Consider the following 23,511-nt stretch of genomic DNA (forward strand, 5'->3'; position numbering starts at 1 on the left):
GGCCGGACGGCGGGCAGGGCCCCCGCCCGCCGCGCGCGTCCCCGACCGTCACGGCCAGGGCCCCGGCACCGCGGCCGCGGGTCCCGCCCGCGAGCGGGCACGGGCGGTGTACGGGCCTTCCCGCGCCTCCGCCGACACCTCGGCGAACTCGCCGCTCACGGCGCAGCGCACCACCCGTACGCCTTGGGCGCCGGCCACCTTCCCGGCCAGTCCGCAGGCCGTCTCCTGGCCCCGTAGGGCGTGGTCCGCGGCCGCCAGCGCCGCCAGGTCCGCGGCTCCTCCGGCTCGATGCCGGGCCACCATCGCCTGCCCCATGGCCAGCACCACGGCGAACACCGCGCAGATCGCCGTCGCGGCCACCGCGACCCACACCGACGCCATGCCCCGGTCATGCCCGCGATGTCTCTCCCGGTCACTGCCCCTGTCATTCCACGGTCTCTTCCGCAAGGGCCACCGCCTCTCCCTTCAGCCGGACCGTCAGCGGCCCGGGTCCCGCCGTACGCGCCTCGACCCGCACGCGCACCATGTCTCCCTCTCGGGCCAGTGCGATGTGGGCCCCTTCCGGCGCGGCCGCTCCGGCCGCGGCCAGAGCGGCCGGCGCGGACTCCGACCGGGCCGCCGCCCGAGCGCCGGCCCGGGCCGCGTCCACGCACTGGATCTGCCCGCACACGGCCATCAGCCCCCAGATCAGTGCCACGCCGAACAACGTCAGCGTGGGCAGCACCAGCGCGGCCTCCGCCGTCACGTAACCGCGGTCGGGCACGTAGCCGCGGCCGGGCACGCACCTGTGGTCAGAACGGCGCATGGAGCGCCCTCGTGATCAGCGACTGCATCGCCGCGTTGACCGGGCCGCTCGTGACCACCTTGTAGAGGACCGCGGCCAGAGCGCACGCCGCCAGCGTCCCGACGGCGTACTCGGCCGTCGACATCCCGGCGTCGCCGCCCGCCCTCAGCCGCGTCCAGCGCCGTCCCCGGCCCCATGACCACCACCGCATCGCCATCACTGATTCCCCCGTCCTCGCTTCACGCATCGTCAATCCCCCTTCATCAGCCCGCTGGCCAGTCCGACCACCACGGGAACCACACCGACCGTCAGGAACGCGGGCAGGAAGCACAGCCCCAGCGGTGCTGTCGCCAGGACGCCCGCGCGCCGGGCTCGTATGCCCGCCGCCCTGCCGCGCTCGGCCCGCAATCGACCCGCGAGCCGGGACATGGGCTCCACGGCCGGCACACCCGTCGCCTGGGCCCGCTCCAGGCAGCGCGCCAGCCCCCGGGCGCCCGGCAGTTCGCCCACCCGGCTCCAGGCGGTGACCGGATCGCCGCCGAGCCGCACCTCCGCGGCAGCCTGGGCCAGCCGCTCCCCCACGGGGCCGCCCAGCGAGCCGCCCACCGCTTCGGCCGCCTGTATCGGCCCGGCTCCGGCGGCGAGACAGGCCGCCATGAGGTCCGCAGCGACCGGAAGTTGTCGCTCCACCGCATGCGCAGGCACGCCTTCCGACGCACCGCCCGTACCGCTCCCGGCGCATTTCGAGCGACGTCGCCACCGCCACATGCCGTACGCGGCGGCGAGTCCCGCTCCCCACCCGGCGATCCCTCCGACGAGGATGGGTCCAGCGGCACCCGCTCCGGCCACGGGCAGCCAGTCCCGGACCACCGTCATCCGCCCCGCCCACGCTCGCGACAGACCTTCCACGGCCGACGGCCGCGCCGACTCGCCCGCCACGAACAGCGAGGTGACTCGCCGGCGAGCCGCACGCCTGCCCCGGGCCCTGCCCATCATCGACACCATCGCGGAGGCGACTCCGAGAAGAATCACTGTCCACAGGCTGTGGATAACATTCGCGTTCACGAGCCTCCTCCCGATGCCGTCCGTACGATCCGCCGGGTCCATACGAGCCCGGCGCCCTCCAACAGACCGCCGACGACCAGGCAGCCCAGTCCCGCCGTCGTATGCAGCAGCACCCGCAGCGGCGCGGCACCGAGCGCACTGCCCAGCAAGAGGGCCAGAACGGGCAGGAGGGCCAGCATCACGGCGGTCGATCGCGTACCGGCCAACTGGGCGTGGAGCTCCTCCCGTTGATCCCGCTCGGCACTGAGGGAAGCTGCCACCCTTTCGAGCCCGGCCGCGAGGCCTGCTCCGCCGTCGACCGCGACCTGCCAGCAGGCGGCCACACCGTGCAGCCCCTCCGCCCCCGGTCGTCGGCCCACCGTCCGCAGCGCTTCCGGGACGTCACCACCGAATCGCGCCGCCGCCGGCACCACGGCCCATCCCGCTCCGAGGTCCGTCGCCGGTACGCCCACCAAGGCCTCATGGGGCTGTCTGCCGGCCCGTAGATCACCCGCCACGGCCCCGCACAGCTCGATCACCGCCGCCTCGCACCGCTCCCGCTCCCGCTCCGCGCAGTGGGCTGCGAGCCACCGCCGTACGAGTGGCACGGCCGCCACGGCGACGAGCAGCGGCAGCACGGAATCCCCCAACAGGGCGACAGCGCAACCCATTGGAATGCACATCAGCTCGCGCCGCTCCCGCGCCCAGCGCCGCATCCGGGCGACCCCGTCGACGACCCGGTCGGGCGGCCACGGTCGTACCGGATCTACGGCGCCCCCACCCGCGAACAGCAGCCGGGCCCTCCGCAGCTCCCGGTCGTGCCGCGTGAGCGACCAGATCACGGCCATCGCACCCAGCGCCGCCGCGCACACCAGCGTGGCCTGCGGTACCGCCCCGGCGGCCGTCACGGCGTGGCCCCGCCGCGCTCGCACAGCTCCGCCAGCCGGCCCCATCCGGGAGCCCGCTCGAAACCCTGCGGCGCCCACACGACGGCCGGTACGGTCGTCACGAACCCGGCGGCGTCCCGGTCCAGTACATGGATCTCGGCGACGCGCCGTCGGCCGCCGCGCTCGCGCGCCAGGTGGACGACTGCCGACAGGCCCGCCGCCAACTGGCTGTGCAGCGCCGCCCGGTCGAGCCCGGCGGTCGAGCCCAGTGCCTCCAGCCGGGCCGGGACGTCCGCGGCGGCGTTGGCGTGCACCGTGCCGCAGCCGCCTTCGTGACCGGTGTTGAGCGCGGCCAGAAGGTCGGTGACCTCGGGCCCACGGACCTCTCCGACGACCAGCCGGTCGGGCCTCATCCGCAGTGCCTGCCGCACCAGGTCCCGGAGGGTGACCAGACCCATGCCCTCCTGGTTCGCCGGCCGTGTCTCCAGCCGCACCACGTGCGGATGGTCCGGGCGCAGCTCCGCCGAGTCCTCGGCGAGGACGATCCGCTCGTCCGGCGCCACCAGCCCCAGCAAAGTCGTCAGCAGTGTGGTCTTCCCCGACCCCGTGCCCCCGCTGATGACGAAGGAGAGCCGGGCGTCCAGCACCGCCCGCAGCAGCCGCTGTCCGCCCGGCGGGACGGTGCCCGCGGCCTCCAGGTCGTCCAGGGTGAAGGCACGGGGCCGCACCACCCGCAGCGACAGGCACGTCGAGCCGACGGCCACCGGCGGCAGCACCGCGTGCAGCCGCGTCCCGTCCGGAAGCCGGGCGTCCACCCAGGGCCGGGCGTCGTCGAGTCTGCGCCCGGCGGTCGCGGCGAGCCGCTGGGCGAGCCTGCGCACCGCCGCCGCGTCGGGGAAGGACACATCGGTGCGCTCCAGGCCCGATCCGCGGTCGACCCATACCTGGTCGGGCGCGGTGACCAGGACGTCGGTGACGTCGGGCGCGGCGAGGAGCCGTTCCAGAGGGCCGGTGCCGATGAGTTCGGAACGCAGCCGGGCCACGACGCCGAGGACTTCGGCGTCCCCGAGCAGCCGCCCCTCCCGGCGCAGTGCCTCCGCGACGCGGGCGGGCGTCGGCTCGGCGCCGCTCTCGGCCAGTCGCAGCCGCACGGCGTCCAGCAGTTCGGTGCTCATGCCGGGACTCCCCCGCTCTCGGCGGGCACCTGGGCCCAGAATTCCGCACAGAACTTGGCGAGCGGCCCGCGGTCGGCGGTGCCCGGCGGTCTGCCGGCCGCCAACGCGGCGGGCAGGCGGTTCTCCGGGGAGAGTTCACCGGCCAGCGGCAGGCCGAGGAGCCGGGCGATCTCGGCTGCGTCGAGCCCGGAGCCACAGGGGCCGCGCACGACGACCCGCAGGTCGCCGAGTGCGTTGCCCACCGTCGCGGCGACGCGGTGCGCCGCAGCGATTGCCCGGAGCTCGGCGGGCACCACCAACAAGCCCATGTCCAGCTGCCCGAGTGCCTCGACGGCGGCTTCGTCCAGCCGGCGTGGGAGGTCGACGACCACCACCCCGCCACGTCGGCGCGCCGCCGCGAGGACCGCGCGCATCGCGTCGGGCGGCACGCTCGGGCAGTCACCACGGTCCCAGCTGAGCAGGCGCATCGAGTGGAGCTCGGGCAGGGCCTCCTCCAGAGCCTCGCCGGCCACCCGGCCGCGGGAGTCGGCGAAGGCCGGCCAGCGCAGGCCCTCGGCCCGCTCTCCACCGAGCAGGACGTCGAGCCCACCGCCCAGAGGGTCGGCGTCGATGAGCATGGTGCGCCTGCCCGCGCGGGCGGCACCGACGGCCAAGGCGCAGGCCAGTGTGCTGGCGCCCGCGCCGCCGCGGCCGCCGATCACCCCCACGGTGCGGGCGGGGCTGCCGACTCCTTCGACGGCGTCGGCGATGCGGTCGACCAGCCAGGTCTCACCGCCGGGCAGGACGGTCACGTTGCGGGCGCCGATCTCCACGGCCCGCCGCCAGATACCGGGGTCGTCCGGATCACTGCCGACGAGCACGGCTCCCTCGTCGAGGGGGCCGAGCGACGGGTTCATGAACCGATGGGCACAGTCGTCCCCGATCAGGAGCAGCGGGGAGTCCTCCCTGGCGGCTCTGCGCGGGGGCGTTCCATGCGCCACTTCGGGCATGGCCCCGGCCGCCGCGCACAGGCGCAGCAGGTCGTCGAGCAGTCCTTCGTCCTCGGTGACGATCAGCGGTCCGCCACGCCTTCCGGCGACGGTCGCCGGCCATTCGGAAGTGCTGGATCCGGCCACAGTGTCCTCCCCGTGTCACTACGCGCTCTCGCTTCCGCGAACATCGCGGAACATCGCGGGGAATCACCGTGCACGGAACTGGAAAATCATGTGGATCTTGGTGGAAAACTGTGGACAACTCAACCGTTGTGAATATCCCGGTCACCTATACCGGTGACTTCCGGAGAGCAGTCTCCCGATTACCCTGCGTGACGTGTATGAAGGGTGTGACACAGGCGCGAGATCAGCGGAACGGAAGGGAGAAGGAGCCGATGAGGACACTCAAAAGGCATCCGGACATGCGACGACCCCCGCCGGGGGGGAGAGCGGGGGTCGTCCCCACGGCCGACTCGGGGGGGGAGGAGTCGGGCCGGGTTAGACACGGTCGCGAACGATCCGTGACTTCCATGGTGTACCCGAGAGCCTTCTCAGGCAAACCCACACGCCTCAGCTTACGCCGAATGGAGGGCGCCTATGCTCGGCACCGTGGAAAACCACTCGTTGTCTCGGACAGCCGCGTTCTTTGATCTGGACAAGACGGTCATTGCGAAGTCGAGCACGCTCACCTTCAGCAAGTCCTTCTACCAAGGCGGCCTGATCAACCGGCGAGCCGTCCTGCGTACCGCGTATGCGCAGTTCGTGTTCCTGGCGGGCGGAGCCGATCATGACCAGATGGAGCGGATGCGTGAGTATCTCTCCGCGCTCTGCCGGGGCTGGAATGTCCAACAGGTACGCGAGATCGTCGCGGAGACCCTGCACGAACTCATCGATCCGATCATTTACGACGAAGCCGCCTCTCTCATCGAAGCACACCACACCGCCGGACGCGACGTGGTGATCGTCAGTACGTCCGGCGCGGAGGTCGTCGAGCCCATCGGCGAACTCCTGGGAGCCGACCGCGTGGTCGCCACTCGCATGGTCGTCGAGGACGGCGCATTCACGGGCGAGGTCGAGTACTACGCCTACGGCCCGACGAAGGCCGAGGCCATCAGGGAGCTCGCCGCCTCCGAGGGATACGACCTGGCGCGCTGCTACGCCTACAGCGACTCGGCGACGGACGTACCCATGCTGGAAGCCGTCGGGCACCCGCACGCGGTCAACCCCGACCGCGCGCTGCGCCGCGAGGCCCTCGCCCGCGACTGGCCGATCCTTTCCTTCGATCACCCGGTGCGGCTCAAGCAGCGGGTGCCCCTGTCCATGCCCTCACGCCCGGCGCTGGTCGCGGCCGCCGCGGTCGGCGCCGCCGCCGCGACCGCCGGCCTGGTCTGGTTCGCCAGCCGACGCCGTGAGCCGGCCGCCCGCATTGCCCGCTTTTGAAGCCAAACGCAAAGAACTGCGGCTCAGCCTTCCACTTCGACTGACACAGGAGTAGAAAGGAATCAACGGCCCGCGAGACCAGGGACATCCGGGAGGATGCCCATCACGCACCAAGGCCCACGGACCGCGCATGAACGCCGGGCACCCACGCGACGCCGACCCGTCGATTACGGGCCAGCCGCACCAGGGACGGGCGAAGTCCCCGGCCTGATGGGCAAACATCGTGCACGCATGGTAACCCGGCGAACATGCCAGCGGCGGTACCGGAATTGACCGGTACCGCCGCAACCCTGTGGGGGCCCTCTTCGTCCGCGGGCCGGGCCCAGCCCGGCCCGAAGCGAGCGGCGTCAGGCGGCTCCGCGCTGGAGCGCCTCGCACACGGCGGTGCTCTCGCGCACCCCCAGCTCCACCGCGCGGGCGCAGTGCGCGATCCACGCCGCGACCCCTTCCGGCGTTCCGGACGTGTATCCCTCCAGCGCCGCCGCGTAGGCCACCCGGCCGAGCTCGGCATGGCCGACCTCGGCGGGACAGATCGACTTCGGGTCGAGCCCGCTGCCGATCAGGACGATTCGCTCGGCGGCCCGGGCGACCAGGCCGTTGCACGAGCCGAAGGGACGCAGCGCGAGCAGCTCGCCGTGCACGACGGCCGCCGTCACCAGCGCCGGCGCCTCGCTGCCCGCGATGAGGAGATCGGCCAGCCCTTCGAGCCGCCCGGCCACCTCCGCCGCGCCGGGCAACGGCAGCTCGATCAGCGGCTCGTCCACGGGCTCGCCCGCCAGCCGCGGCCGCCCCACCGTCTCGTCCGGGCGGATCCCGCTCGCGGCGACCAGATGCAGTCTGGCCAGCACCCGCAGCGGCGACTGCCGCCACACGCTCAGCAGCTGCCCCGCCTCGGCGGTCAGCCGCAGCGCAGCTCCGACCGTCTGCGGCTCGCCGCCGACGGTGAAGTCGGTGCGGCGGCGCACCTCTTCGAGCGCCCAGTCGGCGCCGGACAGCGCCGCCGAGCCGCGTGCGCCACGCAGCGCGGCCTCGGAGGTGATCTCGTTGCTCCGGCGGCGCATCACCCGGTGGCCGTAGACCCGGTCCACCGCCTTGCGCACGGAGTCCACGGAGTCGGCGACGCCGGGCAGGGAGCCCAGGGCGGCGAGCGGATCGGCTGTCGTACTCATGGGTAAGACAGTACGCACTTCGGGTTCACACCCCTCGAAGGAGTGGTCTTCCTCACGCCGAGCTCTCGCTTTCCGCAGTCGCCACCCTACGCTTGGTGAACATGAAGATCGCTTTCGTAGGCAAAGGCGGCAGCGGTAAGACGACGCTGTCCTCCCTGTTCATCCGCCATCTCGCCGCGGACCGCGTCCCCGTCGTCGCCGTGGACGCCGATATCAATCAGCACCTCGGCGCGGCGCTGGGGCTGGACGACGAGGAGGCCGCCGCGCTGCCCGCGATGGGAGCGCAGCTCCCCTTGATCAAGGACTACCTGCGCGGCTCCAACCCCCGCATCGCCTCCTCGGCGACCATGATCAAGACAACGCCACCGGGCGAGGGTTCCCAGCTGCTGCGGGTCGATGAGGACAACCCGGTCTACGCGGCGTGCGCCCGGACCGTCCCACTGGACGACGGCGACACGGTCCGCCTCATGGCGACCGGGCCTTTCACCGATTCCGATCTCGGGGTCGCCTGCTACCACTCCAAGGTCGGCGCGGTCGAGCTGTGCCTCAATCACCTTGTCGACGGGCCGGGCGAGTATGTGGTGGTCGACATGACGGCGGGCAGCGACTCCTTCGCGTCCGGGATGTTCACCCGCTTCGACATGACGTTCCTGGTCGCCGAGCCCACACGCAAGGGCGTCTCCGTCTACCGCCAGTACAAGGAGTACGCACGGGACTTCGGCGTCAGCCTGAAGGTCGTCGGCAACAAGGTGCAGGGTCCGGACGACCTGGACTTCCTGCGGGACGAGGTCGGGGACGACCTGCTGGTGACGGTCGGCCACTCCGACTGGGTGCGGGCCATGGAGAAGGGGCGGCCGCCGCGCTTCGGGCTGCTGGAGGAGTCCAACCGCGCGGCGCTGCGCACACTGCGGCAGGCGGCGGACCGCGCGTACGAGCGACGGGACTGGCAGCGCTACACCCGCCAGATGGTGCACTTCCACCTCAAGAACGCGGAGAGCTGGGGCAACGCCAAGACGGGCGCCGACCTCGCCGCCCAGGTGGACCCGGCCTTCGTCCTGGGCGAGGGGCTCGTCTCCGCGCCGCAGCCGGCCTGATCACGTGGGCGGTGGGGAAACGTTCCCTGCCGCCCTCGGCTTTCGTACCTTGCGGCCACGTCCGTACGGACTTCACCCACTTCGGAGGCCCTCCCGGGAAAGGGTGAAACCCGAGACGATAAGAATACGAATTCACCCATTCGAAGGAACCGCGCTTCCATTCGACCAGGCACCCTCCCATGGCCCTTTACTCTCCATTACGATTCATTTACCGAGAGTTGAGAAACCCGCCATCGCAGCCGCTCCCGCCGCTGCACGCCGTGACCCCGGCCGCCCCCTCCGCGGCCGCGCCGCCCCGACGAAGACGGGAACGACCATGCAGCCTCAGCCGTCGCCGACGCGTCCCTTCGCACAGCCGCCCCCGACCTTGCGCCGGGATCTTTCCGCATCCCTCGTCATCTTCCTGATCGCCATCCCGCTCTCGCTGGGCATCGCCCTGGCCACCGGCGCACCGCTCCAGGCCGGTCTCGTGGCGGCGGCGGTGGGAGGCATCGTCGCGGGCCTGCTGGGCGGTGCGCCTCTCCAGGTCAGCGGTGCCGCGACAGGGCTCGTCGTCGTGACGGCCGAGCTGGTCCAGCGCTACGGCTGGCGGGCCACGTGCGCGATCACGGCGTTCGCCGGACTGGTGCAAGTCGCGCTCGGCGCGGCACGCGTGGCCCGTGTCGCGCTCGCCGTCAGCCCGGCCATCGTGCACGGGATGCTCGCCGGCATCGGCGCCACGATCGCGCTGGGGCAGTTGCATGTCGTCCTGGGCGACAGCCCCAACAGGTCCGCATTGGCGAACCTCGCCGCTCTTCCCTCGGAGCTGGTGGACCTCCACCCGCCGGCCCTGCTGGTGGGCGCCGTCACGGTGGCCGTCCTGGCGGCCTGGCCGCGGCTGCCCGGACGCCCGGGGCGCTGGGCGCGGGCGGTGCCTGCGCCGCTGGCGGCCGTGGGCACCGCCACCGCGGCGAGCAGCGGATTGGCCGTGCCCCGTGTCTCCTTGCCCCACTGGGAGTTGCAGGCACTGCCGGCCCTTCCGGACGGACCGGTGCTCGGGGTGTGCGCGGCGGTCCTGACGGTCACGCTCGTGGCGAGCATGGAGTCGCTGTTGTCCGCCGTCGCGGTGGACCGGCTGCGGGCCGAGCGGCCGGACGGCCGGGGCGGCCCGGCCGAGCTGGACCGCGAGCTCGCCGGGCAGGGCGCGGCCAACCTGCTCTCCGGGCTGCTCGGCGGACTGCCGATCGCCGGCGGGGCGATCCGCGGCGCGGCGAACGTCGCGGCGGGCGCCGCCACCCGCACATCCACTGTCCTGCACGGCGTATGGGTGCTGATCTGCGCGGGGCTCCTCGCGGGGGTCCTGGAGCTGATCCCGCTGGCCGCGCTGGCCGCCCTGGTCATGGTGGCCGGGGTGAAGATGGTCAGTTTCGCGCATATCAAGCATGTGCAGCGGCATCGCGAGTTCCCGATGTACGCGGCCACCCTGGGTGCCGTGGTGCTCTTCGGTGTGCTGGAAGGGCTGGCCGTCGGCATCGTGGTCACCGCCTTCCTCTCCTTGAGGCGGCTCACCCGCACCCGCATCACCACCGAGGCGCGGCAGGACTCCCATCTGGTCCGCGTCAGCGGCCAGTTGACGTTCCTGGCGGTGCCCCGGCTGAGCCGGGCGCTCACGCAGGTCCCCGAGGCGGCGACCGTCGTGGTCGAGCTGGGAGGGTCGTTCATGGACCACGCCGCGTACGACGCCCTGCAGTCGTGGACCGACGCGCATCGGGCGCGGGGTGGCTGGGTGACGGTCAGGGGGCGTGCCGGGCAGCCGATCGCCGAGCCGGCCAGCACGCACGCCTGCCGACCCTGGACGCCTTGGCGCAATCATCACTGCACCCGGCACACCGCGGCCGACGGCAGCCCGGGCGGCGAACAGCTCCTCGGTGGCGTCAGCGCGTTCCAGCGCAACACCGCCCCGCTCGTGCGGGAGGAGCTGGCTCGGCTCGCCCAGGAGGGCCAGCGCCCCACCCAGCTCTTCCTGACCTGCGCGGACTCCCGGCTGGTCACCAGCATGATCACCTCCAGCGGCCCGGGCGATCTGTTCACTGTGCGCAATGTCGGCAATCTGATGCCGCCGCCCGACAGCGACGCATCCTGTGACTCGGTCGCCGCCGCTGTGGAATACGCGGTGGAGGTGCTCAAGGTCGGCAGCATCACCGTGTGCGGCCATTCCGGGTGCGGGGCGATGCAGGCCCTGCTGAGCTCCCTGGACCAGGCGCCCGGCGCCCAGCAGACGCCGCTCACCCGCTGGCTGCGGCACGGCCGCCCGAGCCTGGCCCGCATGCACCGGATCGGCCGGCTCGGCCGCGGCGAGGTCGCGCTCACCGACCGGCCCGTCGCGGACGACATCGAACGGCTCGCCCTCGTCAATGTGATGCAGCAGCTCGACCACCTCATGGCACACCCCTGTGTGGCGCGCCGGGTGGCCGAGGGAACGCTTCAGCTCCAGGGGATGTACTTCCACGTGGCCGAGGCCCAGGCGTATGTGCTCGACAGACGTGCGCGTACCTTCACGGCCGTGCGCCCGGAAGTCCTCGACGCCGTCTGACCGGCTCGCCACCGGCACCCCGTCCCACCTCGCACAACGCTTCCCGTTACAGGTCTAAACCAATTTTTTCCGATAACCCTTGTCAGGGTGTGCCCCGGGCTGATGAGCTATGGCCCGGGACACAACGGGCACCCTGGGAAAGGGAGATGTCGTGAGCAACGAAAGCCTGGCCAACCTCTTGAAGGAGGAGCGCCGCTTCGCACCGCCTGCCGACCTGGCCGCGAACGCCAATGTCACGGCGGAGGCGTACGAGCAGGCGAAGGCTGATCGGCTGGGCTTCTGGGCCGCGCAGGCCCGCCGCCTGAGCTGGGAGACCGAGCCGACCGAAACGCTCGACTGGTCGAATCCGCCGTTCGCCAAATGGTTCGCCGACGGCCGGCTCAACGTGGCGTACAACTGCGTGGACCGGCATGTGGAGAACGGCCTGGGCGACCGGGTGGCCCTCCACTTCGAGGGCGAGCCCGGCGACACCCGGTCGATCACCTACGCCGAGCTCCAGCGCGAGGTGTCCAAGGCCGCCAACGCCCTGACCGAGCTGGGTGTCCAGGCGGGCGACCGGGTCGCGATCTACCTGCCGATGATCCCCGAGGCCGTCGTCTCGATGCTGGCCTGCGCCCGGATCGGCGCCCCGCACTCGCTCGTCTTCGGCGGCTTCTCCGCGGACGCGCTCGCCACCCGCATCAACGACGCCGACGCCCGCGTCGTCATCACCTCCGACGGCGGCTTCCGGCGCGGCAAGCCCTCCGCGCTCAAGCCGGCCGTCGACGAGGCCCTGACCCGCCCCGGCACCGAGAACGTCCGCAGCGTCCTCGTCGTGCGCCGCACGGGCCAGGAGGACATCGCCTGGACCGAGGGCCGCGACGTGTGGTGGCACGACCTGGTGGAGAGCCAGTCCGACCAGCACACGCCCCAGGCGTTCGACGCCGAGCACCCGCTGTTCATCCTCTACACCTCGGGCACCACCGGTAAGCCGAAGGGCATCCTGCACACCACCGGTGGCTACCTCACCCAGGTCTCGTACACCCACCACGCCGTCTTCGACCTCAAGCCGGAGTCGGACGTCTTCTGGTGCACGGCCGACGTCGGCTGGGTGACCGGCCACTCGTACATCGTCTACGGCCCGCTGAGCAACGGCGCCACCGAGGTGCTCTACGAGGGCACCCCCGACAGCCCGCACCAGGGTCGCTGGTGGGAGATCGTCCAGAAGTACGGCGTCACCATCCTCTACACCGCACCGACCGCGATCCGTGCCGCGATGAAGTGGGGCGACGACATCCCGGCCAAGTTCGATCTGAGCAGCCTGCGCGTCCTGGGATCGGTCGGCGAACCGATCAACCCCGAGGCGTGGATCTGGTACCGCAAGCACATCGGCGGCGACCGGACGCCCGTCGTTGACACGTGGTGGCAGACCGAGACCGGCGGCATCATGATCAGCCCGCTGCCCGGGGTGACGGAGGCCAAACCCGGTTCGGCCCAGGTGCCGCTGCCCGGCATCGCCGCGACGGTCGTCGACGACGACGCCCGCGAGGTGCCCGACGGCTCCGGCGGCTATCTCGTGCTCACCGAGCCGTGGCCGTCCATGCTCCGCACGATCTGGGGCGACGACCAGCGCTACCTCGACACCTACTGGTCGCGCTTCGAGAACAAGTACTTCGCGGGCGACGGTGCCAAGAAGGACGAGGACGGCGACATCTGGCTGCTCGGCCGGGTGGACGACGTCATGCTCGTCTCCGGACACAACATCTCCACCACCGAGGTCGAGTCCGCCCTCGTCTCCCACCCGAAGGTCGCCGAGGCGGCCGTCGTCGGCGCGAACGACCCGCAGACGACCCAGGCGATCTGCGCCTTCGTCATCCTGCGCGGCAATGCCGACGCCCAGGAGGAAGGTCTGGTCGAGGAGCTGCGCGCCCACGTGGGCAAGCAGCTCGGCCCGATCGCCAAGCCCAAGCGGATCCTGCCGGTGGCCGAGCTGCCCAAGACCCGCTCGGGGAAGATCATGCGCCGGCTGCTGCGCGACGTGGCCGAGAACCGCACCCTCGGCGATGTGACCACGCTGACCGACTCCTCGGTCATGGACCTCATCCAGTCCCAGCTCCCGGCCGCGCCCAGCGAGGACTGACCCGCCAATAGCCCAGCTCGCAGCCTGTACGAACGAGAGGCACCCGGCGCCACGCCGGGTGCCTCTCACTCTTTCCGGCTAAGGTAAGTACTTGTCGCGTAAAGATCGCGACAAGAATCAAAGGCGCGCCGGGAAGTCTGGTCGGCACACACCACACGTGTATCCAGTCGACCCCAGGAGGTCCTCCGCCGTGGCCGCGCCCAAGAACCGCCGCTCCGTCTTCCTCGGCCGGTTGCCGCTGCCCGAGCGGAACTACCTCGCCGACGCCCTGCGGACCGAGACCGTGGGCGGCGTGCTGCTGCTCGTAGCCGCCGTCGCCGCGGTGATCTGGGCGAACACCCCGATCCGCGAGAGCTACGAATCGGTCCGTTCCTTCCACTTCGGTCCCGGCGCGCTCGGCCTGGACCTGTCCGTCCAGCACTGGGCGGCCGACGGCCTGCTCGCCGTCTTCTTCTTCGTCGCCGGCATCGAGCTCAAACGCGAGCTGGTCGCGGGCGAGCTGCGCGACCCCAAGGCCGCCGTGCTGCCCGTCGTCGCCGCCGTCTGCGGCATGGCCGCGCCCGCCCTCGTCTACTTCACGGTCGTCACCGCGGGGAACGGTTCGACGGCCGGCTGGGCGGTCCCCACCGCCACCGACATCGCCTTCGCGCTCGCCGTCCTGGCGGTCATCGGCACGTCCCTGCCCTCGGCCCTGCGGGCGTTCCTGCTGACGCTCGCCGTCGTCGACGACCTCTTCGCGATCCTGATCATTGCGATCTTCTTCACCCAGAAGCTCGACTTCACCGCTCTCGGCTTCGCCGTCGCGGGCCTGGCCGTCTTCTGGCTGCTGCTCCGCAAGGGCGTGCGCGGCTGGTACGTCTACGTACCGCTGGGCATCGTCAACTGGGCGCTGATGTACAACAGCGGCGTTCACGCCACCATCGCCGGCGTGGCCATGGGCCTGATGCTGCGCTGCACCCGCCACGAGGGCGAGCGGCACTCCCCCGGCGAGCACATCGAACACCTCGTGCGCCCTCTTTCGGCGGGCCTGGCCGTGCCGTTGTTCGCGCTCTTCTCGGCGGGTGTCGCGATCTCCGGCGGTGCCCTGTCGGACGTGTTCCGCAGGCCCGAGACGCTGGGTGTCGTACTCGGCCTGGTCATCGGCAAGGCGATCGGCGTGTTCGGCGGGACCTGGCTGGCGGCGCGGTTCACCAGGGCGGAGCTCAACCCCGACCTGAAGTGGCCGGACGTGCTGGCCGTCGCCTCGCTCGCGGGCATCGGCTTCACCGTGTCGCTGCTGATCGGTGAACTCGCCTTCGACGGGGACCCGCTGCTCACCGACGAGATCAAGGCCGCCGTGCTGGTCGGCTCGCTGATAGCGGCCGTGCTCGCGAGCGTGCTGCTCAAGCTGCGCGACAACAAGTACAAGCAGCTGTGGGCGGACGAGGAGCGCGACGATGACCAGGACGGCATCCCGGACATCTACGAGCAGGACAATCCGGAATACCACCTTCGGATGGCGGCAATCCTTGAGGCCAAGGCCGCCGAGCACCGCCGCTTGGCGGAAGTCGCCGCCGGACGACCCACCGGCGACGATGGTCCGGCATGATCTGAGAGTCTTTACATCCGCTGAAAACCCGCGGACGACGAAGCTGACGAGGATGAGGGAGCAGCGATGAGCGCAGCCGACGACGGTGCGGCGAACGGTGCGGCGGCCGGTGCGAGTGGCTCGGAGCGCAGCCTCGGCCAGCTGATGGCGACGGCCACCACCGAGCTGTCCGCGCTGGTGCACGACGAGATCGCGCTGGCCAAGGCGGAGCTGCGGCAGGACGCGAAGCGGGTCGGCATCGGTGGTGGCGCGATCGCCGCGGCCGGCACGCTGGCGCTGTTCTCGCTGCCGGTGCTGAGCTTCGCGGCGGCGTACGGGATCCACAACCTCGGCCTGGGCCTGGCTTGGTCGTTCCTGATCGTCGGTGGCGCGTTCCTGGTGGTCGCGGCGCTGCTGGGGCTCCTGGCGGTGGGCCGGTTCAAGAAGGTCAGCAAGCCCGAGAAGAGCATTGCCTCCGCGAAGCAGACCGCTGCGGTGCTGGGCACCGTCAAGCCGCACCCCCGGCCGTTGACGGGCACGGGCCGTGGCGACGCATCTGTGACACGCTCGACCGTATGACGGTGCCCGATACTCCCGCAGCGCCCGCGTCCGAGCCCGACCCCACCACTCCGCCCGGCCGGGAGGGCCCTCCGGTGACGGCCGGACCGCCGTCGCACACGCCGCCGTCGGCACCATCCGGCACGTCGGTCGTGCGCGCCGAGGGTCCCTGGACACACCGGGACGTCGCGGCGAACGGCGCGCGGTTCCACATCGCCGAGATGGGCGAGGGGCCTCTGGTGCTGCTGTTGCACGGCTTCCCGCAGTTCTGGTGGACGTGGCGGCACCAGCTCCCGGCGCTCGCGGAGGCCGGTTTCCGGGCTGTGGCGATGGATCTGCGCGGAGTGGGCGGCAGCGACCGTACGCCGCGCGGCTACGACCCGGCGAACCTCGCCCTCGACATCACCGGCGTGATCCGCTCCCTCGGCGAGCCGGACGCCGCCCTGGTCGGTCACGACCTGGGCGGCTATCTGGCGTGGACGGCGGCCGTGATGCGGCCGAAGCTGGTGCGCAGGCTCGCGGTCTCCTCGATGCCGCACCCGCGCCGCTGGCGCTCGGCGATGCTGGCCGACGTCAAGCAGAGCGCGGCGGGTTCGTACGTCTGGGGTTTCCAGCGGCCGTGGCTGCCGGAGCGCCGGCTGGTCGCGGATGACGCGGCACTGGTGGGGCGTCTGGTGCGGGAGTGGTCTGGGCCGCGGCTGCCGGAGGACGAGGCGGTCGAGGCGTACCGCCGGGCCATGTCGATCCCGTCGACGGCCCACTGTTCGATCGAGCCGTACCGCTGGATGGTGCGGTCCATGGCGCGGCCGGACGGCATCCAGTTCAACCGCCGGATGAAGCGCCCGGTGCGGGTGCCCACGCTGCACCTGCACGGTTCCCTCGATCCGGTGATGCGTACGCGCAGCGCGGCGGGGTCCGGGGAGTACGTGGAGGCGCCGTACCGCTGGCGGCTGTTCGACGGGCTCGGGCACTTCCCCCACGAAGAGGATCCGGTGGCGTTCTCCACCGAGCTGATCAGCTGGCTCAAGGACCCCGAGCCCGACCGCTGACCCCTGACGGGCCCGTCTCCGGACGGGCCGGAACGTCCGTTCCTCGAACGGCCAATTGCCCGGCGCATAGGCCAATTGGGCGACCCCTGGGCGATTACCGACCTCCGGGGCCGGGCACAGACCTCGGTATGGGCTGGACGCACGACTACCGTGACGTGACTCAGGAGCGGCGCGCCGAGGGCGACGCCGCACTGGCTGTGAGCGAGGTTCCCGAGCGGGGTGAGCATCGGCCGGCGGCCGGGCACGACCCCCTCATCGGCATCCCTCGGATCATCAGCCGCCGCGCGCGATGGGTGTCCGCGCGGCTGCGCCACCACCCGCGCGCCCGCTGAGCGGCCCGGGGCGCCCGTGGGCGCCCCGTCCGGACCTCAGAGGGCGCAGCCCTGGGTGTTCACCCGCTGGTCGGCCGTACGGCCGTTGAGGGCGTCCTCGCGCACCTCGTCGGCGGTGAGGGCGTAGCCCGTGTCGGCGTCGTCGAGGGACTTCGCGAAGACCACGCCGTAGACCCTGCCGTCCGGGGTGAGCAGCGGGCCTCCGGAGTTGCCCTGACGGACGGTGGCGTAGAGGGAGTAGACATCGCGGCGGACGTTGCCGCGGTGGTAGATGTCCGGGCCGTTGGCCTGGACGCGGCTGCGGACGCGGGCCGCGCGCACGTCGTACGAGCCGTTCTCGGGGAAGCCGGCGACGATGGCGCTCCTGCCGGTCTCCGCGTCCGCCTCGGCGAAGCGCAGGACGGGCGCCCGGAGCTGGGGCACGTCGAGGACGGCGATGTCGCGCTTCCAGTCGTAGAGGACGACCTTCGCGTCGTACTGCCGGCCCTGGCCGCCGATCTGCACGGTCGGCTCGTCCACCCCGCCGACGACGTGGGCGTTGGTCATCACCCGCTGGGGCGCGAAGACGAAGCCGGTGCCTTCCAGGACCTTGCCGCAGCTGGGAGCGGTGCCGACGACCTTGACGATGCTGGCCTGGGCGGCCGTGGCGACGGGGCCCCCGGCGAGCCGCGGGTCGGGCGGCGGCACGTTGGTGATCGGCTCGGTGGAGAAGGGCGCGAAGACCTGCGGGAAGCCGTTCTGCGCGAGGGCGGTGCTGAAGTCGGCGAACCAGGTGTTGGCCTGCGCCGGTACGACCCGTGCGACGCCGAGCAGCACCTTGGAGTTGCGGACCTCCTTGCCGAGGGTCGGCAGGGACGTACCGGCCAGGGCGGAGCCGATCAGCCAGGCGACCAGCAGCATCGCGAGGACGTTGACGAGCGCGCCGCCCGTGGCGTCCAGGGCGCGGGCCGGTGACCAGGTGATGTGGCGGCGGAGTTTGTTGCCCAGGTGGGTGGTGGCGGCCTGGCCGATGGAGGCGCAGACGATGATGATGACGACGGCCGCGACGGCGGCCGCCGTGCCGGGGTTGGCCTCGCCGGTGGCGCTGTCCCAGATCAACGGGAGCAGATACACCGCGACCAGTCCGCCGCCGACGAAGCCGATGACGGACAGGATCCCGACGACGAAGCCTTGGCGGTAGCCGACGACGGCGAACCACACGGCGGCGACCAGCAGCACGATGTCCAGCACGTTCACCGGGAAATGCCTCGCAATGATGTTGTCGGCGGTGTCGTCGCCCCGGCGTGCGGTGGGGTCGGGATCACCGTCTCATGCCCTTCAGGCCCGCCAGTCCAGGGGGACCCGCCGATCCCGGTCCCACGGACGCTCCCAGCCGGCGTAGTGCAGGATCCGGTCGATCACGCCTGCGGTGAACCCCCATACGAGCGCGCCGCCGACCCGGAAGGCCGGGCCGGTGTGACCGCTGGGGTGTACCGCCATGGCCCGGTTCTCCGGGTCGGTCAGCTCGGTCACCGGCACGGCGAAGACGCGGGCGGTCTCGGCCTGGTCGACCGGCGCGACCGGCCCGGGCTCGCGCCACCAGCCGAGCACGGGCGTGACGACGAAACCGCTGACGGGGATGTAGAGCTGCGGCAGGACCCCGAAGATCTGGACGCTCGCGGGGTCCACCCCGGTCTCCTCCTGGGCCTCGCGCAGCGCTGCCCGCACCAGCCCGCCGCCGGCCGGGTCGCCGTCCTCGGGATCGAGGGCGCCGCCGGGGAACGACGGCTGCCCCGCGTGCGAGCGCAGCGTGCCGGCCCGCTCCAGGAGGAGCAGCTCCGGGCCGTGGGGGCCGTCACCGAAGAGGATGAGCACGGCGGACTGGCGGCCGCCCTGGTCGGGGGGCAGGAAACGGCTGAGCTGATGCGGCTCGATCGTCTCCGACGCACGCGCGACGGGCTCCAGCCACGTGGGCAGCCCCTCGGCGGTGATGGCGGCCCCTCGGCCGTACGTGCTCGTCATGCGGGTCCCCTAGGCGTTGGTGCGGTCACTGGGCGGGCGAGCGTCCGGCGGGCGGACGAGCGGTCATTCCGCTCCTATGGGGCTCGCCGGCAGGCCCGGGTAGTCCGGCGGGGGCTTGAGCCGCTGGCCGGGCAGCCCGCCCTTCTCGTACTTCAGGAGCTTCCCGGCCTTCTCCGGGTCCGTCTCGCCCTCGCCGTACGACGGGCAGAGCGGGGCGATCGGACAGGCGCCGCAGGCGGGCTTGCGGGAGTGGCAGATGCGCCGGCCGTGGAAGACGACGCGGTGCGAGAGCATCGTCCACTCGCTCTTCGGGAAGAGGTCGCAGATCACGGCCTCCACCCTCTCCGGGTCCGTCTCCTCCGTCCACTTCCAGCGCCGCACGAGCCGGCCGAAATGGGTGTCCACGGTGATTCCGGGGACACCGAAGGCGTTGCCCAGCACGACGTTGGCCGTCTTGCGGCCGACGCCGGGCAGCGACACCAGGTCCTCCAGCCGGCCGGGCACCTCGCCGCCGAACCGGTCGCGCAGCGCGGTGGAGAGCCCTATGAGCGACTTGGCCTTGGCCCGGAAGAAGCCGGTCGGCCGGATCAGCTGCTCCAGCGCCTCGGGGTCGGCGGTGGCCATGTCCTCGGGCGTGGGGTAGGCGGCGAAGAGGGCCGGGGTGGTCTGGTTGACCCGCAGGTCCGTGGTCTGAGCGGAGAGGACCGTGGCGACCAGGAGCTCGAAGGGGTTCTCGAAGTCGAGCTCGGGGTGCGCGTAGGGGTAGACCTCGGCGAGCTCGCGGTTGATGCGGCGCGCGCGGCGGACGAGGGCGGTCCGCGACTCGGGCTTCGGCTCCCCCCGGGGCGCGCGTTTCGCCCTCGGAACCGATGCGCCCCCCGTGACCTCGCTTTTAGCGGAAGATTCGGCTCCGCCCGCCCGTTCGGCCGCGCCTTCGACCGGCACTTTGTCCTCGGTCGTGGCTTTCTTCTTCTTCGCGGGCGTGCGTTCGCCCACAGCGGAATCACGAACCCGGGTCACCCTCCCGGCCCCCTTGCCCTGTGCTCTCACCGGCGTATTGGACACCCGGCCAGACTAAAGCCCGCCGCTGACATCCGGCCCGTGCGCAGGAAAACCACAGCCCAATCGGACCCCTGCCGTAGGGCTCCGGGCGACGATGCGCGACACTTGTGTTTGATCACACAGTTTTACCGACGGGCATCATGGGGACCACGGTCCTCTGTGCATGTCGACAAGGAGAGAACTCGTGGACGACGTTCTGCGGCGCGCCCCGCTTTTCGCGGCGCTCGATGACGAGCAGGCCGCTGAGCTGCGCGCCTCCATGGGCGAGGCCACCCTCGCGAGGGGCGACGCCCTGTTCCACGAAGGGGACCCAGGTGACCGCCTCTACGTGGTGACCGAGGGCAAGGTGAAGCTTCACCGCACCTCCCCGGACGGCCGCGAGAACATGCTGGCCGTCCTCGGCCCGGGTGAGCTCATCGGAGAGCTGTCGCTCTTCGACCCCGGACCGCGCACGGCCACGGCCACCGCCCTCACCGAGGTCAAGCTGCTCGGCCTCGGCCACGGCGACCTCCAGCCCTGGCTCAACGCCCGGCCCGAGGTGGCCACGGCTCTGCTGCGCGCCGTCGCCCGGCGACTGCGCCGCACCAACGACTCGATGTCGGACCTCGTCTTCTCGGACGTACCCGGCCGTGTCGCCAAGGCCCTCCTGGACCTGTCCCGCCGCTTCGGTGTGCAGTCCGAAGAGGGCATCCACGTGGTGCACGACCTCACGCAGGAGGAGCTGGCCCAGCTGGTCGGCGCCTCCCGCGAGACGGTCAACAAGGCCCTCGCGGACTTCGCCGGACGCGGCTGGCTCCGCCTGGAGGCCCGCGCGGTGATCCTGCTGGACGTGGAGCGTCTCGCCAAGCGCTCCCGCTGAGCGGACGAGCCGCGGCCACCGGCCCGTGAACACACGAAAGGCCCCCGCCACGGATGGCGGGGGCCTTTCGCATGGGCCCGGACGGGACGATCGCTTCGCGAAGGTGCCGTGGAGGGCCGTGAGCAGGGCCGACAGGCCCGTGCGCGCGGCCGGGGAGGACAGGGGCCGAGGGAAGCGCTCAACGCGCCCCAGCCGGCTCTCCGGCCCGCGAGCCGACGGCCGCGGTGCCCGAGGGGAACGGACGGGGATTTTCGCCCGGTTCAGCCACCTACGCCGTGGTTCGCCGTGGCAGCACGGAAGTTACCCGCCATCAGGCGTGATGGGCCGCGCGCGAGACGTCACGGCCCGAAAGACCGCGCCGGCTCCGTACGCGACGCGGGCGGCGCCCTCAGATCAGGCCGTGCTCCTCCAGGTAGTCCAGCTGAGCCCGTACCGACAGCTCCGCCGCCGGCCACAGTGAGCGGTCGACGTCCGCGTAGACATGGGCGACCACCTCCGGCGGTGTGCGATAGCCGCTCTCCACCGCCGTCTCGACCTGTGCGAGCCGCTTCGCCCGGTGGATGAGGTAGAAGTCGATCGCCCCCTGGGCGTCGTCGAGGACGGGACCATGCCCGGGCAGCACCGTGTTCACGCCTTCCTCGGTCGTGAGCGAGCGCAGCCGGCGCAGTGAGTCCAGGTAGTCGCCGAGCCGGCCGTCGGGGTGCGCGACGACCGTGGTGCCCCGGCCCAGGACCGTGTCACCGGTGAGCACCGCCCCGTCGGCGGGCAGGTGGAAGCACAGGGAGTCCGCCGTGTGGCCGGGGGTGGACAGGACGTGCATCTCCAGGCCACCGGTGGTGATGACGTCGCCCACGCCGAGACCCTCACCACCCAGACGGAGCGCGGGGTCCAGCGCGCGCACGCGCGTACCGGTCAGCTCGGCGAAGCGTGCCGCGCCGCCGGAGTGGTCGGGGTGGCCGTGGGTGAGGAGGGTCAGGGCGGCGCGTTTGCCCGCGGCCTCCGTCGTGGCGATGACCGCCCGGAGGTGGCTCTCGTCCAGCGGGCCGGGGTCGACGACCACGGCGAGGTCGGAGTCCGGCTCGGAGACGATCCAGGTGTTCGTGCCGTCCAGCGTCATCGCGGAGGGGTTGGGGGCGAGCACGCACACCGCGCGGTCGGTCGCGGGGCCGCCGGGGGCGCCGGCGCGCGGGCGGCCGGGGAGATCGGTCGCGGATGTCATGAGTCGGCCTCCGAGGGTCCCGCAGGGGTGGAGTGGGCGGAGAGGTGCTTGGTGAATTCGTCGTGCCCCGGCCAGCTCAGCACGATCTCGCCCGCGACGAGGCGCGCCTGGGCGAGTACGGGCGTGAGATCCCGCTCACCCGCGGCGGCCAGGACCTCGGCCACGTTCGCGTACGGGAGCAGCGCCCGCAGCGTGGAGATGGTGGGCGGCATCATCAGCAGCTCGCCCCGGTCGTAGCCGGCCGCCGCCGCGGCCGGGCCGATCCACTCGGTACGGTCCGCCTCCGTGGAGGCGTTGCGGGTGCGCTGGCCCTCGGGCAGGGCGGCGACGAAGAACCAGGTGTCGTAGCGGCGCGGTTCGAACTCCGGCGTGATCCAGCGGGCCCAGCCGCCCAGGAGGTCGCTGCGCAGGACCAGGCCGCGCCGGTCGAGGAGGTCGGCGAAGGACAGCTCGCGGGTGACCAGGGCGGCGCGGTCGGCCTCCCAGGAGGCACCGGTGGTGTCCGCGACGACGGTGTCGGGCGTCGGGCCGGCCAGCAGCACGCCCGCTTCCTCGAAGGTCTCCCGGACGGCCGCGCAGACGATGGCCTGGGCCGTGGCGGCGTCGACGCCGAGGCGGTCGGCCCAGGCCGTACGCGAGGGGCCCGCCCAGGGCACGTCGCGGGCGTCGCGCGGGTCGACGGAGCCGCCCGGATACGCGTACGCGCCTCCGGCGAAGGCCATGGAGGCGCGTCTGCGCAGCATGTGGACGGCGGGGCCGTCGGACCCGTCGCGCAGCAGCAGCACGGTCGCGGCGCGGCGGGGCGCCACGGGTTCGAGCGCACCGTTCGTGAGCGCTCTGATCCGGTCCGGCCACTCCGGCGGATACCACTGGCCGTTCGAAGTCGACATGGCCGGATGCTATGCGCTCACGCGCGGATGTTCGAGGGGACATTCAAGGGGCGGCGACCGGGCGGCGCCGCCCGGCGGTCAGTCCCTGACCTCGACCATGATCTCGACCTCGACCGGTGCGTCCAGCGGCAGCACGGCCACACCCACGGCGGAGCGCGCGTGGACGCCCTTATCGCCCAGCACCTCTCCCAGCAGCTCGCTGGCGCCGTTGAGGACACCCGGCTGAGCGGTGAAGTCAGAGGCGGAGGCGACGAAGCCCACGACCTTGACCACGCGGACGATCTTGTCGAGGTCGCCGATGACCGACTTCACGGCGGCCAGGGCGTTCAGCGCGCAGATCGCCGCGAGCTCCTTGGCCTGCTCGGCACTGACCTCGGCGCCGACCTTGCCGGTCGCGGGCACGGCGCCCTTGACCATCGGCAGCTGGCCGGCGGTGTACACGTACGCGCCGCTGCGGACGGCCGGCTGGTACGCGGCCAGCGGCGGGACGACGTCGGGCAGGGTCAGGCCGAGCTCGGTGAGCCTTGCCTCGACCGCGCTCACGCCTTCTCCCGCTTGAGGTAGGCCACGAGCTGCTCGGGGTTGTTGGGACCCGGGACGACCTGGACGAGCTCCCAGCCGTCCTCGCCCCAGGTGTCCAGAATCTGCTTGGTCGCGTGCACGAGGAGCGGCACCGTCGCGTATTCCCACTTGGTCATGGGCCCGACTGTAATGCCTGA

General features: G+C 72.1%; 24 protein-coding genes. 9 read left to right on the top strand and 15 right to left on the bottom strand.

Annotated features, from left to right (window positions below; all coding sequences use genetic code 11):
- Window positions 1-48: 48 nt before the first annotated feature.
- The 7 genes from J7E86_RS05375 to ssd form a co-directional block, all read right to left on the bottom strand.
- The gene (locus J7E86_RS05375; RefSeq protein WP_215080286.1) at window positions 49-381 is read right to left on the bottom strand and encodes an Rv3654c family TadE-like protein; all 333 of its coding nucleotides are present in this window, start codon (window positions 379-381) and stop codon (window positions 49-51) included.
- A 43-nt stretch (window positions 382-424) separates the two neighbouring features.
- A complete protein-coding gene (locus tag J7E86_RS05380; protein ID WP_215080288.1) occupies window positions 425-805 on the bottom strand; it encodes a TadE family type IV pilus minor pilin in 381 nt (126 codons plus the stop codon).
- The gene (locus J7E86_RS05385; protein ID WP_215080290.1) at window positions 792-1,001 is read right to left on the bottom strand and encodes a DUF4244 domain-containing protein; all 210 of its coding nucleotides are present in this window, start codon (window positions 999-1,001) and stop codon (window positions 792-794) included. The genes J7E86_RS05380 and J7E86_RS05385 overlap by 14 nt, the downstream gene beginning before the upstream one ends.
- Window positions 1,002-1,033: 32 nt before the next feature.
- Window positions 1,034-1,489, bottom strand: coding sequence for a type II secretion system F family protein (locus J7E86_RS31765; protein WP_308312477.1), 456 nt, complete (start codon window positions 1,487-1,489; stop codon window positions 1,034-1,036).
- 356 nt (window positions 1,490-1,845) lie between these two features.
- Window positions 1,846-2,736 carry a type II secretion system F family protein gene (locus J7E86_RS05395; protein ID WP_374223767.1) on the bottom strand — a complete coding sequence of 297 codons (891 nt, stop codon included), beginning with the start codon at window positions 2,734-2,736 and terminating at the stop codon, window positions 1,846-1,848.
- The gene (locus J7E86_RS05400) at window positions 2,733-3,890 is read right to left on the bottom strand and encodes a TadA family conjugal transfer-associated ATPase (protein WP_215080294.1); all 1,158 of its coding nucleotides are present in this window, start codon (window positions 3,888-3,890) and stop codon (window positions 2,733-2,735) included. The genes J7E86_RS05395 and J7E86_RS05400 overlap by 4 nt, the downstream gene beginning before the upstream one ends.
- Window positions 3,887-5,005 carry a septum site-determining protein Ssd gene (ssd, locus tag J7E86_RS05405; protein ID WP_215080296.1) on the bottom strand — a complete coding sequence of 373 codons (1,119 nt, stop codon included), beginning with the start codon at window positions 5,003-5,005 and terminating at the stop codon, window positions 3,887-3,889. The genes J7E86_RS05400 and ssd overlap by 4 nt, the downstream gene beginning before the upstream one ends.
- A 453-nt stretch (window positions 5,006-5,458) precedes the next feature.
- Between ssd and J7E86_RS05410 the strand changes: the two genes are divergently transcribed.
- Window positions 5,459-6,301 (top strand): HAD family phosphatase, encoded by an 843-nt coding sequence (locus J7E86_RS05410; RefSeq protein ID WP_215080298.1) that lies wholly within the window; start codon window positions 5,459-5,461, stop codon window positions 6,299-6,301.
- Window positions 6,302-6,648: 347 nt separating this feature from the next.
- Here the strand turns inward: J7E86_RS05410 and J7E86_RS05415 are convergent, their stop codons facing one another.
- Window positions 6,649-7,470: an oxidoreductase gene (locus tag J7E86_RS05415; RefSeq protein WP_215080300.1), complete on the bottom strand. Its 822-nt coding sequence runs from the start codon at window positions 7,468-7,470 to the stop codon at window positions 6,649-6,651.
- A gap of 101 nt (window positions 7,471-7,571) precedes the next feature.
- Between J7E86_RS05415 and J7E86_RS05420 the strand changes: the two genes are divergently transcribed.
- The 7 genes from J7E86_RS05420 to J7E86_RS05450 all read left to right on the top strand — a co-directional run bounded on the left by J7E86_RS05420 (window position 7,572) and on the right by J7E86_RS05450 (window position 16,761).
- The gene (locus J7E86_RS05420; RefSeq protein ID WP_215080302.1) at window positions 7,572-8,564 is read left to right on the top strand and encodes an ATP-binding protein; all 993 of its coding nucleotides are present in this window, start codon (window positions 7,572-7,574) and stop codon (window positions 8,562-8,564) included.
- A 316-nt stretch (window positions 8,565-8,880) separates the two neighbouring features.
- Entirely contained in the window at window positions 8,881-11,136 is a 2,256-nt protein-coding gene (locus J7E86_RS05425) for a SulP family inorganic anion transporter (RefSeq protein WP_215080303.1), read from the top strand.
- A gap of 151 nt (window positions 11,137-11,287) precedes the next feature.
- Window positions 11,288-13,255: an acetate--CoA ligase gene (acs, locus tag J7E86_RS05430; protein WP_215080305.1), complete on the top strand. Its 1,968-nt coding sequence runs from the start codon at window positions 11,288-11,290 to the stop codon at window positions 13,253-13,255.
- 190 nt (window positions 13,256-13,445) lie between these two features.
- The gene (gene nhaA / locus J7E86_RS05435) at window positions 13,446-14,843 is read left to right on the top strand and encodes a Na+/H+ antiporter NhaA (RefSeq protein WP_215080308.1); all 1,398 of its coding nucleotides are present in this window, start codon (window positions 13,446-13,448) and stop codon (window positions 14,841-14,843) included.
- Window positions 14,844-14,909: 66 nt separating this feature from the next.
- A complete protein-coding gene (locus tag J7E86_RS05440; protein WP_215080310.1) occupies window positions 14,910-15,401 on the top strand; it encodes a phage holin family protein in 492 nt (163 codons plus the stop codon).
- Window positions 15,398-16,429 carry an alpha/beta fold hydrolase gene (locus J7E86_RS05445; RefSeq protein ID WP_251018694.1) on the top strand — a complete coding sequence of 344 codons (1,032 nt, stop codon included), beginning with the start codon at window positions 15,398-15,400 and terminating at the stop codon, window positions 16,427-16,429. Before J7E86_RS05440 ends, J7E86_RS05445 begins: the two co-directional genes overlap by 4 nt.
- Before the next feature lie 128 nt (window positions 16,430-16,557).
- Entirely contained in the window at window positions 16,558-16,761 is a 204-nt protein-coding gene (locus J7E86_RS05450; protein WP_215080312.1) for a hypothetical protein, read from the top strand.
- Between the two features lie 36 nt (window positions 16,762-16,797).
- On the opposite strand, the gene J7E86_RS05455 is transcribed toward J7E86_RS05450, so the two are convergent.
- The 3 genes from J7E86_RS05455 to nth form a co-directional block, all read right to left on the bottom strand.
- Window positions 16,798-17,997, bottom strand: coding sequence for a MarP family serine protease (locus tag J7E86_RS05455; protein ID WP_215080314.1), 1,200 nt, complete (start codon window positions 17,995-17,997; stop codon window positions 16,798-16,800).
- An 81-nt stretch (window positions 17,998-18,078) separates the two neighbouring features.
- On the bottom strand, window positions 18,079-18,762 hold the full coding sequence (locus J7E86_RS05460; protein WP_215080316.1) for a CoA pyrophosphatase: 684 nt from the start codon (window positions 18,760-18,762) through the stop codon (window positions 18,079-18,081).
- 63 nt (window positions 18,763-18,825) lie between these two features.
- Window positions 18,826-19,758 (bottom strand): endonuclease III, encoded by a 933-nt coding sequence (gene nth / locus J7E86_RS05465; RefSeq protein WP_374223768.1) that lies wholly within the window; start codon window positions 19,756-19,758, stop codon window positions 18,826-18,828.
- 250 nt (window positions 19,759-20,008) lie between these two features.
- On the opposite strand from nth, the gene J7E86_RS05470 reads away from it, so the two are divergent.
- A complete protein-coding gene (locus J7E86_RS05470) occupies window positions 20,009-20,683 on the top strand; it encodes a Crp/Fnr family transcriptional regulator (RefSeq protein WP_030367278.1) in 675 nt (224 codons plus the stop codon).
- A 388-nt stretch (window positions 20,684-21,071) separates the two neighbouring features.
- Here J7E86_RS05470 and J7E86_RS05475 read toward each other — a convergent pair whose 3' ends face one another.
- From J7E86_RS05475 to J7E86_RS05490, 4 genes are all read right to left on the bottom strand, one after another.
- Window positions 21,072-21,902 (bottom strand): MBL fold metallo-hydrolase, encoded by an 831-nt coding sequence (locus J7E86_RS05475; RefSeq protein ID WP_215080320.1) that lies wholly within the window; start codon window positions 21,900-21,902, stop codon window positions 21,072-21,074.
- The gene (locus J7E86_RS05480) at window positions 21,899-22,792 is read right to left on the bottom strand and encodes an NUDIX domain-containing protein (protein ID WP_215080322.1); all 894 of its coding nucleotides are present in this window, start codon (window positions 22,790-22,792) and stop codon (window positions 21,899-21,901) included. Before J7E86_RS05480 ends, J7E86_RS05475 begins: the two co-directional genes overlap by 4 nt.
- Before the next feature lie 78 nt (window positions 22,793-22,870).
- Entirely contained in the window at window positions 22,871-23,335 is a 465-nt protein-coding gene (locus J7E86_RS05485; RefSeq protein ID WP_215080324.1) for a RidA family protein, read from the bottom strand.
- Entirely contained in the window at window positions 23,332-23,490 is a 159-nt protein-coding gene (locus tag J7E86_RS05490) for a DUF4177 domain-containing protein (RefSeq protein WP_003967454.1), read from the bottom strand. The genes J7E86_RS05485 and J7E86_RS05490 overlap by 4 nt, the downstream gene beginning before the upstream one ends.
- Window positions 23,491-23,511: the final 21 nt, after the last annotated feature.

Source organism: Streptomyces sp. ISL-11 (assembly GCF_018614525.1).
In the GTDB taxonomy this organism is placed as follows: domain Bacteria; phylum Actinomycetota; class Actinomycetes; order Streptomycetales; family Streptomycetaceae; genus Streptomyces.

What these genes read in the sequence shown, in the direction of transcription:
- J7E86_RS05425 (WP_215080303.1), top strand. Translation starts at nt 8,881, where the DNA reads ATGCAGCCTCAGCCGTCGCCGACGCGTCCCTTCGCACAGCCGCCCCCG.
- J7E86_RS05420 (WP_215080302.1), top strand. Translation starts at nt 7,572, where the DNA reads ATGAAGATCGCTTTCGTAGGCAAAGGCGGCAGCGGTAAGACGACGCTG.
- J7E86_RS05400 (WP_215080294.1), bottom strand. Translation starts at nt 3,890, where the DNA reads ATGAGCACCGAACTGCTGGACGCCGTGCGGCTGCGACTGGCCGAGAGC.
- J7E86_RS05375 (WP_215080286.1), bottom strand. Translation starts at nt 381, where the DNA reads ATGGCGTCGGTGTGGGTCGCGGTGGCCGCGACGGCGATCTGCGCGGTG.
- J7E86_RS05410 (WP_215080298.1), top strand. Translation starts at nt 5,459, where the DNA reads ATGCTCGGCACCGTGGAAAACCACTCGTTGTCTCGGACAGCCGCGTTC.
- J7E86_RS05475 (WP_215080320.1), bottom strand. Translation starts at nt 21,902, where the DNA reads ATGACATCCGCGACCGATCTCCCCGGCCGCCCGCGCGCCGGCGCCCCC.
- J7E86_RS05445 (WP_251018694.1), top strand. Translation starts at nt 15,398, where the DNA reads ATGACGGTGCCCGATACTCCCGCAGCGCCCGCGTCCGAGCCCGACCCC.
- J7E86_RS05380 (WP_215080288.1), bottom strand. Translation starts at nt 805, where the DNA reads ATGCGCCGTTCTGACCACAGGTGCGTGCCCGGCCGCGGCTACGTGCCC.
- J7E86_RS05490 (WP_003967454.1), bottom strand. Translation starts at nt 23,490, where the DNA reads ATGACCAAGTGGGAATACGCGACGGTGCCGCTCCTCGTGCACGCGACC.
- J7E86_RS05480 (WP_215080322.1), bottom strand. Translation starts at nt 22,792, where the DNA reads ATGTCGACTTCGAACGGCCAGTGGTATCCGCCGGAGTGGCCGGACCGG.
- J7E86_RS05385 (WP_215080290.1), bottom strand. Translation starts at nt 1,001, where the DNA reads ATGGCGATGCGGTGGTGGTCATGGGGCCGGGGACGGCGCTGGACGCGG.
- J7E86_RS05440 (WP_215080310.1), top strand. Translation starts at nt 14,910, where the DNA reads ATGAGCGCAGCCGACGACGGTGCGGCGAACGGTGCGGCGGCCGGTGCG.
- J7E86_RS05415 (WP_215080300.1), bottom strand. Translation starts at nt 7,470, where the DNA reads ATGAGTACGACAGCCGATCCGCTCGCCGCCCTGGGCTCCCTGCCCGGC.
- J7E86_RS05450 (WP_215080312.1), top strand. Translation starts at nt 16,558, where the DNA reads ATGGGCTGGACGCACGACTACCGTGACGTGACTCAGGAGCGGCGCGCC.
- J7E86_RS05460 (WP_215080316.1), bottom strand. Translation starts at nt 18,762, where the DNA reads ATGACGAGCACGTACGGCCGAGGGGCCGCCATCACCGCCGAGGGGCTG.